The organism is Chryseobacterium sp. LAM-KRS1 (genome assembly GCF_013184525.1).
Classification (GTDB): domain Bacteria; phylum Bacteroidota; class Bacteroidia; order Flavobacteriales; family Weeksellaceae; genus Chryseobacterium; species Chryseobacterium proteolyticum.
Map to the genome: position 1 here is coordinate 127,686 of NZ_JAAOIZ010000003.1, position 12,463 is coordinate 140,148.

Here is a 12,463-nt window from a genome sequence, read left to right on the forward strand (position 1 = left end):
ACTAATGAGCTACACCAATTTCATCCAGACTATTGAAAGGATTTCGATCCTGAACAGGCTGTCATTGATGAACTGATTTCAAAGTTAGAATTAAAAAATTACAGAAAAGGAGATTTTTTATTAAAATCTGATGAAACCTGTAAACATTTTTATTTCCTGCAAAAAGGACTGGTAAAATTGTTCTTTGATAATGGGGATAAAGATTTTATCATGACTTTTTTTGCTGAAAATTCTTTTTTTACGGAATTGAGCGGATTTCTTACCGGTAAACCATCCAAATATATGTTTGTAGCACTAGAGCCTGTGGAAGTATACTCCATTCGCAAATCTGTTGTCGACGACTTATGTAAAAAATACCATTCTGCAGAAACCCTTTTCAGTAAGCTATATTCAAAAGCACCTGTTAACATGATGGGTAGAATAAGTGAAATGCTGGAAGATGATGGCAAGAGGAGATATCATAATTTTCTGAAACAAAAGCCGGAACTTATCCAGCGTATCAGCCTGGGAGACCTTGCGGACTATATTGGCATTACCCAGGTTTCACTAAGCAGGATCCGTGCGCAAAAATGATTTTTTATCATTTGTAAAAAAATCTGAATTAATTGCAATCTACATTTGTCACATAATTAATCAAAAAAAACAAAATTATGTCACAAAGAATCAACGCATTTGCTATGGGAAATAAATCTGTAAATGCACTTCACACCATGGGATATCATGTAGAAAACTCATCTCTTGACAATGCCTTTCTGGAACTTCTTTATTTTCGTGTTTCACAGATGAATGGCTGTGCTTTTTGCCTGGATATGCATTCGAAACAATTAAGGGCAAAGGGTGAAACCGAGCAGCGAATATTTTTGGTAAGTGCCTGGAGAGAATGCCCATTCTACACAGAAAAGGAAAAGGCAGGTTTCTTATGGGCGGAAAAACTTACCGGACTGAACGGAAAAGAAATTGCGGATGACCTATACCAGGAAGTAAGCAACCATTTTTCTGAAACAGAAATGGTGGATCTTACCATGGCTATTATCGCGATCAACAGCTACAATAGGATAAATATTGCCTTCGGAGCTGAAGTAGGCACTTATCAGGTTCCTCAAAAGAACTAAAAAACTTTTACATTAATTGAATGAAGCCTGTATTTCTTTTACAGGTTTCATTTTTTATCATATTCATCCTATTTAAAGGAATTCATCAATTTATCAAGATTCAGACTTCTGGCAGATGCTTCAAAAATTTCACGGTAAGTCCCGTTTTCCTGAACCAGTTCATTGTGCGTTCCACTTTCAACCACTCTTCCCTTTTTCATAACATAGATTTTATCAGAATCCAGAATCTGAGACAAAGAATGTGAAATAATGATTACTGTTCTTCCTTCTTTAATGGCATCTAAAGAGTTTTTGATCTGTTCGGTTGCAATAGCATCCAGGCTTGCAGTAGGCTCATCGAGAAAAATAATTGGCGGATTCTTCAGGAATAATCTCGCAATGGCAATTCTTTGTTGTTGTCCCCCTGAAAGCTGGGTAGCATCGTGGTTATACTGATCCGGTAGATCCTGGATCTGTTCATGGAGGTATGCTTTTTTTGCAGCTTCCCGGATTTCATCAAAACTGGCATTCATATTTCCATACCGGATATTATCTTCTATACTTCCCTGAAAAATATGATTTCTTTGAAGTACAAGACCTATATCATTTCTTAAAAATGTGTTATCAAAATCATTTAAATTGACATTATCAAGTAGAATATCTCCTGAATCCGGAAGGTAAAATTTACACAAAAGATTGATAATTGTGGATTTACCGGCACCACTTAATCCCACCAAAGCCGTTGTTTTTCCATTTTCAATTTTCATAGAAACATCATGCAAAGCTTTCGTTCCGTTTGGATAGGTAAAGTCTATATTTTTAAGTTCAAATGTTCCCTTAATTTCCCTTTCTACAAATGTCCCGTTTGGTTCTTTTTCATCGTCAGCATTTAAAATATCAAAGTAACCTTCAGCATAAATCATTGCATCATTCATATCATCATAAATACGGTGAAGCTGGCGTATCGGGGATGAAACATTATTGAAGAGCATAATATGAAGCATAATTGCACCAATTGTCATCTGCTGGTCCAGAACAAGATAAACGGTGAGCAAAATGATGAGTACAACCCCAAACTGTTCTATAAAAGTCTTAAGCCCGTCATAAATAAAATTTGTTTTTCTGGTGAACATCTGGCTCTCCATTAATTGCATCTGAAGATCATACTGCTTTTTACCCTCGAATTTTTCACGGACAAAACTTTTAATCACCATAATCGAATTGATCAGGTTCAGAAGGCCCGAAGTCTTTTGCTCACGCTGGTTTCTCAGCTGCCTGCGAACCCCACCCAGCTTTTTAGCCTGTAATGAACTTATATAAAAATAAATAGGAACAATTATGGTGGATACCATGCCAACATATACATTTTGCATATACATGATGATCAAAGCAATGATCGCATTGGAAAAGAGAGGCAAAATATCTATGAAAAAATTCTGAACAAGCTTGGTGAGACTTTCAATCCCACGATCGATCCTGATCTGCAGTTTTCCTGATTCGTGGTTTTCATCATTAAAATATGCAACCCGGTACGTCAGTATTTTATCAATAGCTGACTGAGCCAGAACAGAACTTACATTGATCCGGATCTTTTCCCCATAGAATTTCTGTCCGAAATTGATAAAAATATTCAACAGTTCTTTTCCCAGTAATATTATGGAAATCACTACCAACACATGAATTCCTTCCGACATAGGATGTGGAAGATGTGTTAGTAGGGTTACCTCGTCAACAGTATACTTCAAAACCAAAGGATTGACCTGGGCTGCAAGAGCTCCTAAAAACGTCAGGAATAAAGTTCCGTAAATCATCAAACGATAAGGCCTGATAAATGGAATAAGCTGTTTATATATTCCAAATAAAGTAACTGTTCTATTAAAAGGTTTCGCCATTATTATAAGATCTTTAGTAAAATTAAAGCTTTTTTAAAACAATCTATAAAAAAAGCCAGCATAAAAGCCGGCTCATTCTTTTGCTATAAAAATTTCTCTTTAATATCGGGTTTTCAAAACGATCTTTCCTAGTTCTAAAAGCTCATCCTGCTGGGTAAAGTGAACACGCCCTTTCTTCGAAAATACTTCCCATGCGATCATGGAAACAATATCATCAACAACTCCCTGTTCTTTAGAATCGTCAACGTACTCAAATGTACGTTCATTAATCATTTTTACCGGCTGTTCATAATCCTGATGTACGATCAGCAGATCACCCCTTCCGTCCAAAGCGGCCTGGTAAATTTCCTGAAGATCCGTAAGAACCGTTCCATGAGACACCGCCTCTTTAACTTCCTCAATAGCCAATGCACGACTTTCTTTTTGTTTAGCCTTAATAATTTCATAAGCCTGCTCTACAATGTGATGCTCATCAGCAGATACATAATTTTTATTATCATGCCCAATATAGATCTTAGGAATATCAGCAACTTCAAGAAGTTTACTATAATTATCTGCAGTACTAATAACAACTACGTTTAAATTTGATTTTTTGTAAATTTCAACAATGGATTTATCAACCCTGTTAAAATATTCTTTGATCTGATTATCTACCTGTTTGGAATCGCTTCTCACATCTGAATGGGTAATATAAAAGGGATTTTGGGGAAATGGAAACCCTTCCTCTCGGACTTCCCCGACAATAGAATCATTTAATGCTTCGTACAGCTTGGTACCGCTTTGCGTTAAAACTAAGATGAGATATTCCTGAGCTCTTACTGCAGCCTTGATCAGAGGCCTTACAGCAAACTTCTCCTCCACTTCTGTTACATTTCCTCTTGAAGCCCATGTAGATTTTATAATTTCTTCTGTGTCGTTCGACAAAAAAATATGCAAACTATCCAGATTGTACTGATGGTCAATTTTCCCTGCAATATGATCCAGCTTTTCCAAAACTCCTGCGGCAGGTCTTTTTCCGTACTCATCAATAACACGGTTTTCTGCTTCTTTGATGAGGTTTTTTAAAATGATTTCGTCTTGTTGGTTTTCAGGAAATGTTCTGTGGGTATTTAATGAAATACTTACACAAGGTTCATTTCTTTCATTGGCTAGTTTTTGTAATTTTTCTTGTAATGACATATTTGTATTTTTTATTAATAATGAAATTTAATGATTTATTTTATCATTTTAACACAATTAAATACAAAAACCAGGCCTTTAAAACAATTTAAAAGCGCTTTTTATATAAAATACGAAAAATATAAATTTAAAATTTATTCTATATTAAAAATTAGCTATCATTCTTTCTTGGAGAGTAATAATGTACTTTAAAAAATTTACACCCTTTCTCCTAGGTATGTAAAATATCATATTTTAATTGTTATATTTAAAATATAACAATTAAATATTTATAGTACATTTGTTTTATCATTAAAAAACGACAAGATGAATAATAAACAAAAAGCCTTAGTAAAGTCAACCGTTGCGGTTTTAAAATCAAACGGTGCAGATCTCACTCAATATTTTTACAACAGAATGTTCAACCATAATCCTGAGCTCAAAAATCTTTTTAACATGAGTCATCAGACAAGTGGCAAGCAACAACACGCACTAGCCGGAGCAGTGCTTGCCTATGCTGAACATATTGAAAATCCAACTTTACTAATTAATATTTTAAGATCTATAGGCAATAAGCACGTCAGCCTTAATATAAAACCGGAACAATATAATATTGTAGGACTTCATCTGATCTCATCGATAAAAGAAGTTTTAGGAAAAGCGGCTACTGACGAATTATTGGAAGCTTGGACGCAAGCCTATCATGAACTTGCCCAAATAATGATTTCTATCGAAGACGAAATATATTGTTCTAACCTAACAAAAATGGGGGATGGACAGGTTGGAGAACATTCATCATCAGTAAAATCGTAGAGGAAAGCATGGAGGTTAAATCCTTTTATCTTAAGCCTAAAGATGGGCAGCCAATTGCAGAATACCTTCCCGGTCAATTCATATCTGTAAAAACATATATTCCATCACTGGGATATGAACAACCAAGACAATATAGTCTATCATCGGCCTTCACTCCTAAATATTACAGGATATCTGTAAAAAAAGAGAAAAATCAATTTAATCCGGATGGTATTGTATCCCATATCATGCATGCTAAGTTAGCTGGAGACGAAATAGAAGTGAGTGCACCTGCGGGAATCTTTCACATTAACCCTTTATCGGAATATCCTTTAGTGCTTATAAGTGGAGGGATTGGAATTACTCCGCTTTTAAGTATGCTGGAAACAAATGAAAATAACAATCGCAACCCTGTTGTATGGTTGCATAGTTGCAGGGATCAAGCCGTTCATGCCTTCAAAGATCATACTGACTATTTAGAACAAAATAATGAATGGCTCACCACCCACATCTTTTATGAAAATAAAAATAAAGAAGATGACCAGGCAATACATGAAGGAAGAATTAACCTCCATGAAGTGAAAGAAGAAATTCTTATTGACAATGCAAAGTATTATATTTGTGGTCCCGAAGCATTTATTAAAGTGCAGTACAATTCTTTGATGCAATTAGGAATTGCCGGAGAAAATATTTTTTACGAAGAATTCGGACCTCAGCTCCTTCATTTAAATTAGCAATTAATGAAATTGAACCACTTTACTGATTATAGTTTGCGCGTTTTAATCTATTTAAATAAAAAAGATAAGGCTCAGTCCTGCTCATTGGACGAATTATCAGAAAAGTTGCATATTCTTCGCAATCACCTTATTAAAGTGGTTCAGTTTTTATCTCAGAAAGGATTTGTTATTACCAAAAGAGGAAAAAATGGTGGAATCATTATTTCTGATAAGGCTCGTACGACAGGGCTTGGTGATCTTATTCACCTACTTGAACAGGATGATAGTCCGATTATCAACTGCCAAAGTAAATCGTGCGTATTTATGTCTTATAACTGTCAGCTAAAATCATTTTTAGACATCGCCTATCAGGCATTTATCGATAGTATGAACAAGCATTATTTATCTGATCTTGTTTTTAATAATTGGGATATCATTTTTGCGAGCCAGCATACCAGTAATTAAAACTTAACCTTCGTAAAGATATGTTGTAAGGTAATGAAGCTCAGGCTTACTTGCTTCTTTTGATTCCGCTTCCGCCTGTTCCAGAGAATATTGGGAGGTAATTTCTTTGCGCTGGAATACAAATGAATTATTTGCATTTTTATCAACCACATCATTGAAGATGTGTTCTATCTCTGAATTTGCCAACGATGCAAAACTAATATCCTCAAATCCATACATCAACCTTAAATCATCAAATTCTGAAAACTGATTATCAACAAAACTTTGAAGCTGTGATTTCGAATCAAAATTCCCTGCCCAGATATTGTATGCGTATTTCTTCTTTTTAGGCTTATCCAGGATACTCTGATACACAAAATTTTCACCCAGATAAGCTTCCCTTACTTGTGGATCATTTGCCAGGTCCTCCGGAAGACCTTCTTTCAGGATCCTGCCTTCAAACATGATGTATGTTTTATTAGTAATAGCGAGAGTCTGCTGAACATTATGGTCGGTGATTAAGATTCCGATATTTTTATCGACAAGACTTCTTACAATTTTCTGTATATCTTCTACTGCAATGGGGTCTACCCCTGCAAAAGGTTCATCCAGAAGGATAAAGTTCGGGCTGGTAGCAAGACAGCGCGCAATTTCAGTCCTACGTCTTTCTCCTCCGGAAAGAAGATCTCCTCTGTTTTTACGAACATGCTGCAATGAAAATTCTTCGATCAGCTCATCACATTTGATTTGCTGTTCACGCTTGGAGAGATTGGTAAGCTGTAAAACTCCCATAATATTTTCCTCAACAGAAAGTTTTCTGAAGACAGAGGCCTCCTGAGCAAGATAACCAATTCCTTTTTGTGCTCTGCGATACATCGCATCAGTTGTTATTTCCTGTTTATCCAGGAAAATTTTACCGGATGTCGGCTTAACCAATCCCACGATCATATAAAATGAAGTGGTTTTACCTGCTCCATTAGGACCTAGCAAACCAACAATTTCTCCCTGCTGGACTTGTACAGAAACGCCTTTTACAACTTTTTTTGGACCGTATTCTTTGATTAAGTTTTCTCCTCGTAAAATCATAGTCGCAAAGATATAAATTTGTTTTAAGTTATGATTTTGTAACTACTCATATTTTTCTTCGACTTATGTTAAAAACAATTCACTTTATCATAAAAAATACTAAAATGGAAAATTACGGTTATACAAAAACAGAAAATACCCGGGATCAGCAGGCCCATGTACCTTATCGCTCTGAAAAAAAGATCCCTGCTGCAATACTAGGTATACTTGTAGGATGGCTTGCCCTGAATAAATTTTATCTTGGCTATACTAAAGAAGGTATTATTCAGATTATTTTAAACCTTGTTACTTTTGGGGCAGCTTCTATCATTCCTTTCATTGAAGGTATATTGTACCTGTTTATGAGTGACAAACAGTTTGATGACACTTATGTATATGGTAAAAAAGGCTGGCTGTAAATCCAGGCATCAGATATTCTAACGAATTTGATACATTTACTGCACCAACAGCAAATTAATTTTTATGGAAAATAACAAAGAATTAACAGAACTCCTTGCATTAGATTTAGGAATCAACCTGGTTGACCGTAGACCTTATGCTAAGGAAGTTTTTAAATGGCAGGATATGGATCTCCTTCCCCATTCATCCACAGACACCTTACTTTGTGAAATTTTTGAATGGAATGGCAGAAACTGGAGAACAACCAGCAATAATCTTATTGGGTATCTGTTTTCAGGAGAGAATCTGACTACTATAAAAAATCAGTTGATTAATGCTCCGAAACATCCCGCTCTGATTCCTGATTTTGAATTTACAAAAGACAGCATGATCGAATACGGCCTTTCGCTGCCTTCTCTTTTTAATATCGGAGTTAACGGAAATATAAAAAATGCTAAAAACTTTTCTGTCCGTGTCAATGGAGTAACAAAATCAAGAATCACCAACATTGATTCTCCGGGAATTGAAATCTTAAAAAACTATTCAGCATTTACCCAGGATAAAACAAAGACGTACAGAAAAAATATCAAGTTTAATTATTTGAGTACTTCTTTATTTTATGCCGAAAGCGTTGAGATTTATTTAGAAAAAGAATCTTCAACTGTTCTTGATGTAAGCTTTCAAACGCAGGACGTTGAAGTGGAATCAAAGTTAGATACGGATACTAAGAAACATTTTGTTCTAAAATATATAGGTAACCAGGCTCCCTTTGCTGCTAAATTTACAAAAGGTAAAGATTTCAATATAATGTGATAAATTTTAACTATATTTAGTTTATCTAAAAAAAATAAATATTATCATGAAAAAATTAACGAAAAAAAATCTAAAAACCATCAACGGTGGAAATATAAGACCACCCGATGCAAATGGCAACTGCCCATCAGGTTGGTTTTTATGCCCAAGTAATATCTGCGTTTATGACAATGGAGGTAAAGACCCTATAGTTCCGGGAAAACCTCATTACAATGCCTGTTTCGGATAAATAAAAAACACCTCTATATAGAGGTGTTTTTTATTTATCTGTTTTAAAACTATTTATTTAAAAGCATTGCTGCTTCCTTTGCAAAATAAGTGAAGATCATATCTGCACCAGCTCTTTTAAAACATGTTAAGCTCTCAATGATCGTTTTATCATTATCTAGCCAGCCGTTTTGGGCAGCCGCTTTTACCATTGCATATTCTCCACTTACATTGTACACAGCAATCGGAAGATCAATTGCTTCACGAACTTTAGAAACAATATCAAGATAAGGAAGCCCCGGTTTAATCATAATGATATCCGCTCCTTCATCAATATCTTTAAATACTTCATTTAAAGCTTCCCTGGAATTATGAAAATCCATCTGATAAGTCTTTTTATCTTTTGGAATTTCCATATTATCTTTTGGAGCACTATCCAGAGCACTTCTAAAAGGTCCATAAAAAGAACTTGCGTATTTTGCGGAATAACTTAAAATTCCTACATCTGTAAATCCACTTTCTTCTAAGGCTTCACGAATCCCTAATACTCTGCCATCCATCATATCACTTGGTGCGACAATGTCTGCCCCGGCTTCTGCATGAGATACAGACATTCTTGCCAGTGCATCTACAGTTGCATCATTTACAATTTTTCCGTTTTCGATTATTCCGTCATGTCCATAAATAGAATAAGGATCCAACGCTACATCAGGCATAACGATCATTTCGGGAAGAGCATCTTTTATGGCTTTAATGGTGTTCTGCATTAATCCGTTTTTGTTCCAAGCTTCTTTTCCCGTATTATCTTTTAAATGATCTGACACCTTCATATACAGGTTGACAGATTTTACCCCCAAAGAAAACAGTTCTTTACACTCTTTAACTGTAAGATCGATACTCCGCCTGAATATTCCCGGCATTGATGCAATTGGTTCCTGCTTGTTTTCACCCTCCATTACGAAGATAGGCATTACGAAATCATGAGTTGTAAGTACATTTTCCCTTACCAAACTTCTCATTGATTCATTTACTCGTAGCCTTCTGTTTCTTGAATGTATCATTTTGGAATACTTTTTGAATAAGTTTATGCAAATTTACTACAAGTTAAATGAAAAAATATGTTGGAGAGTGGTAGATTTTTTATATTTTTGTTTTATAAATACTTGAGAAATTATATTTTGATGAAAAAACTTTTACTTTTATTTCTTTTCGCAGGCACTTTTGTTGGATTTTCCAGCAATCTAAATGCACAACTCAGGGAGCCTGGTTCCATCTCACAAAAATCTGATGATGGAGTTTTTATTGCTTACCCTAATCCTGCAAAAGATTTCCTCATTATTCGAGCAAAAGACCCTTCTTTGAAGGTTAAAAATGTTACATTCTATTCTATTCTTGGTACACAGGTTGCTACTTATGCGGTTAATATGAATTCGGGAGAAATTAATATTGAAAAATTAAAACCCGGTAAATATTTGATCCGTTACATTTTAAGTGACAACACTCAAAAAGTTACCCAGATCGTAAAACAATAAATTAAATCCTGATAATCATCAGGATTTTTTCTTTTACGTTAGTAGTCCTTTTAATTATTCCGTAACTTTCGGGACATTTTTATACTAATAGTAAAAAAACAATTTAATGCTAAAAGCTGAACATATTACTAAAACCTACAATGCCGGAAAAAAAACCGCATTGGATGATTTTAGCATACATGTCCCAAAAGGGAGCATCTATGGTCTTTTAGGCCCAAATGGAGCGGGAAAAACATCATTTATCCGCATCATCAATCAAATTACCCAGGCAGACTCCGGAACTATATTCATCAATGGAGAGAAGTTAAATCCCGATCACATCAAAAATATAGGTTACATGCCTGAAGAAAGAGGTTTGTATAAAAATATGAGTGTGGGCGATCAGATTCTTTACTTCGCAGAACTAAAAGGAATGAGCAAAAATGATGCTCTCAGTGAAGCAAAGAAATGGTTTGAAAAACTTAATATTGATCAGTGGTGGAAGAAAAAGCTTTCCGAGCTTTCGAAAGGGATGGCACAAAAAATCCAGTTTGTGGTTACGGTATTACACAGACCACATTTACTTATTCTCGATGAGCCCTTTTCAGGTTTCGACCCCGTAAATGCAAATTTAATAAAGGATCAGATTATTGATCTTAAAAATAACGGAACCACCATCATTCTTTCAACCCACAGAATGGAAAGTGTAGAAGAGATGTGCGACTATGTAGCACTGATCGACAATTCGAAAAAAGTTTTGGATGGCAGAGTTTTCGACGTTAGGGAAAAATTCAAAAAGAACATCTTCGGTATTACCCTTTCTGCTGTAAATGATTCAAATTTTGAGACATTCAAACAGAAATATGAGGTGTTTAATTTCTCAAATGAAAATGATCTTGTTTCTTTTGATCTGAAAAACGAAAGTGATCAGAACAACATCCTTTTAGATTTGGTACATGTAGGAAAAGTCAGATCATTTGACGAAAGAATTCCGAGCATGAATGAAGTATTTATTAACGCTGTAGGCCATCATTCTTAATTTTATGAATAATATTTTTTTAATAACCAAAAGGGAATTCCTTACACAGGTCAAGAAGAAATCCTTCATTATATTAACTTTACTTGCTCCTCTTATGATCATTGCTTTTGGAGCAATTATAGGCCTGATGTTTAAAGCCAATGAATCGCATAACGTCATTGAAGTAGTAGACCGAAGTGGCTTATTCAAGGATCAGCTACCATCAGATTCCAAACTCAATTATATTTTTATTCCTGCTGCAGAAGAAAAATCAAAGATAAGTACACTAAAAGGAAATGAATCTTTGGATGGAATTCTTATTCTACCTGAACTGAATAATCATAATTTTGATGATCTTGAAAAAAACACAAGGCTTGTCATCAACAGCAAAATAGGTTTTGATACTAAGCAACGTATCGTTTCAGATATTTCAAATGTCATTAAAAAGGAAAAAATCAAAGAATTGGGTATTGCGGAAACCCAGCTCAATAATCTTGATAAAAGCTTCTCTTTAAAAACAATTAATGTTTCTGAAGATAATAAAGAGGATTCTGACCTTACTTTCGGGGTAAAATCAGGACTAAGTATGGTTTTGATGTACGTAACTTTCATGTTCATTATTATCTATGGAGTACGGGTCATGAGAAGTGTACTTGAAGAAAAGAATAACAGAGTGGTGGAAATCATTATTTCTTCCGTAAAGCCGTTTGAACTTATGATGGGGAAAATTTTGGGAGTAACGATGGTAGCTTTAACTCAGTTTATTATCTGGATTACCATGTCCGTTATCGGAGCCCTGGTATTGAATACCGGCTTTTCATCTATTCAGAAAAACATTCCCGGAGGAAGCGAAGGAATGGCAAGTAAACTGGATGTAACACAAATCGCTACACAGGTTTCCCATAGTCTGCTTGAACTTAATTTCCCTTTGATTATTTTTGTATTTATTGTTTTCTTCCTTCTTGGATATATCTTTTACAGCTCTGTATACGCTGCCATTGGTTCTGCCGTGGACAATGAGACAGAAACACAACAGTTTACCTTATTTGCTATATTGCCATTAACTTTGGGGATGTATGGCAGCTTTTCATTAATGAATAACCCTGACGGTCCGCTGGGATTCTGGCTATCCATGATTCCTTTCACGTCTCCTGTCGCTATGATTGCCAGAATTCCTTTTGGAGTTCCTGCATGGCAAATCGCACTGTCAATAACACTGTTAGTAGTGACAACATTTTTTATGATCTTTTTAGCCGGTAAAATCTATAGAGTCGGTATTTTAATGTATGGAAATAAAGCAACGCTTAAGGAGCTTTGGAAATGGATTAGAAATTAATCCTATATAGTCAATAAAAAA

Annotated in this window: 14 protein-coding genes and 1 pseudogene; 11 read left to right on the forward strand and 4 right to left on the reverse strand. The window is 35.1% G+C overall.

Annotated elements, in window-relative coordinates:
* Window positions 1-75 precede the first annotated feature (75 nt).
* Together G9C87_RS08055 and G9C87_RS08060 are read left to right on the forward strand one after the other, a co-directional pair.
* Entirely contained in the window at window positions 76-573 is a 498-nt protein-coding gene (locus tag G9C87_RS08055; protein ID WP_317168552.1) for a Crp/Fnr family transcriptional regulator, read from the forward strand.
* Window positions 574-650: 77 nt separating this feature from the next.
* On the forward strand, window positions 651-1,112 hold the full coding sequence (locus tag G9C87_RS08060) for a carboxymuconolactone decarboxylase family protein (RefSeq protein WP_172279949.1): 462 nt from the start codon (window positions 651-653) through the stop codon (window positions 1,110-1,112).
* A 68-nt stretch (window positions 1,113-1,180) separates the two neighbouring features.
* Here the strand turns inward: G9C87_RS08060 and G9C87_RS08065 are convergent, their stop codons facing one another.
* Window positions 1,181-2,902: an ABC transporter ATP-binding protein gene (locus G9C87_RS08065; protein ID WP_172280993.1), complete on the reverse strand. Its 1,722-nt coding sequence runs from the start codon at window positions 2,900-2,902 to the stop codon at window positions 1,181-1,183.
* A 180-nt stretch (window positions 2,903-3,082) separates the two neighbouring features.
* Complete coding sequence (locus G9C87_RS08070; protein WP_172279951.1) at window positions 3,083-4,162, reverse strand: hypothetical protein; 1,080 nt, start codon at window positions 4,160-4,162, stop codon at window positions 3,083-3,085.
* Between the two features lie 435 nt (window positions 4,163-4,597).
* On the opposite strand from G9C87_RS08070, the gene G9C87_RS20775 reads away from it, so the two are divergent.
* The 3 genes from G9C87_RS20775 to G9C87_RS08080 are packed head-to-tail and all read left to right on the forward strand — an operon-like array spanning window position 4,598 to window position 6,114.
* Window positions 4,598-4,954, forward strand: coding sequence for a globin domain-containing protein (locus G9C87_RS20775; RefSeq protein WP_317168545.1), 357 nt, complete (start codon window positions 4,598-4,600; stop codon window positions 4,952-4,954).
* An 8-nt stretch (window positions 4,955-4,962) separates the two neighbouring features.
* Window positions 4,963-5,667 (forward strand): hypothetical protein, encoded by a 705-nt coding sequence (locus tag G9C87_RS20780; RefSeq protein ID WP_228456985.1) that lies wholly within the window; start codon window positions 4,963-4,965, stop codon window positions 5,665-5,667.
* A gap of 6 nt (window positions 5,668-5,673) precedes the next feature.
* Window positions 5,674-6,114: an Rrf2 family transcriptional regulator gene (locus tag G9C87_RS08080; protein WP_172279953.1), complete on the forward strand. Its 441-nt coding sequence runs from the start codon at window positions 5,674-5,676 to the stop codon at window positions 6,112-6,114.
* A gap of 339 nt (window positions 6,115-6,453) precedes the next feature.
* Here G9C87_RS08080 and lptB read toward each other — a convergent pair.
* A pseudogene (lptB, locus tag G9C87_RS08085) lies at window positions 6,454-7,179 on the reverse strand (LPS export ABC transporter ATP-binding protein); the annotation flags it as partial.
* A gap of 104 nt (window positions 7,180-7,283) precedes the next feature.
* On the opposite strand from lptB, the gene G9C87_RS08090 reads away from it, so the two are divergent.
* From G9C87_RS08090 to G9C87_RS08100, 3 genes are all read left to right on the forward strand, one after another.
* Window positions 7,284-7,577, forward strand: a complete 294-nt coding sequence (locus G9C87_RS08090; protein WP_172279957.1) for a TM2 domain-containing protein — start codon at window positions 7,284-7,286, stop codon at window positions 7,575-7,577.
* A 64-nt stretch (window positions 7,578-7,641) separates the two neighbouring features.
* On the forward strand, window positions 7,642-8,370 hold the full coding sequence (locus G9C87_RS08095; protein ID WP_172279959.1) for a hypothetical protein: 729 nt from the start codon (window positions 7,642-7,644) through the stop codon (window positions 8,368-8,370).
* 46 nt (window positions 8,371-8,416) lie between these two features.
* Window positions 8,417-8,599 carry a bacteriocin gene (locus G9C87_RS08100; protein ID WP_172279961.1) on the forward strand — a complete coding sequence of 61 codons (183 nt, stop codon included), beginning with the start codon at window positions 8,417-8,419 and terminating at the stop codon, window positions 8,597-8,599.
* A gap of 49 nt (window positions 8,600-8,648) precedes the next feature.
* On the opposite strand, the gene hemB is transcribed toward G9C87_RS08100, so the two are convergent.
* Window positions 8,649-9,638, reverse strand: coding sequence for a porphobilinogen synthase (gene hemB / locus G9C87_RS08105; protein WP_172279963.1), 990 nt, complete (start codon window positions 9,636-9,638; stop codon window positions 8,649-8,651).
* A 120-nt stretch (window positions 9,639-9,758) separates the two neighbouring features.
* On the opposite strand from hemB, the gene G9C87_RS08110 reads away from it, so the two are divergent.
* The 3 genes from G9C87_RS08110 (at window position 9,759) to G9C87_RS08120 (ending at window position 12,442) form a co-directional block, all read left to right on the forward strand.
* Window positions 9,759-10,109 (forward strand): T9SS type A sorting domain-containing protein, encoded by a 351-nt coding sequence (locus tag G9C87_RS08110; protein WP_172279965.1) that lies wholly within the window; start codon window positions 9,759-9,761, stop codon window positions 10,107-10,109.
* 106 nt (window positions 10,110-10,215) lie between these two features.
* Entirely contained in the window at window positions 10,216-11,127 is a 912-nt protein-coding gene (locus tag G9C87_RS08115; RefSeq protein ID WP_172279967.1) for an ABC transporter ATP-binding protein, read from the forward strand.
* A gap of 4 nt (window positions 11,128-11,131) precedes the next feature.
* Window positions 11,132-12,442: an ABC transporter permease gene (locus G9C87_RS08120; protein WP_172279969.1), complete on the forward strand. Its 1,311-nt coding sequence runs from the start codon at window positions 11,132-11,134 to the stop codon at window positions 12,440-12,442.
* Window positions 12,443-12,463 lie beyond the last annotated feature (21 nt).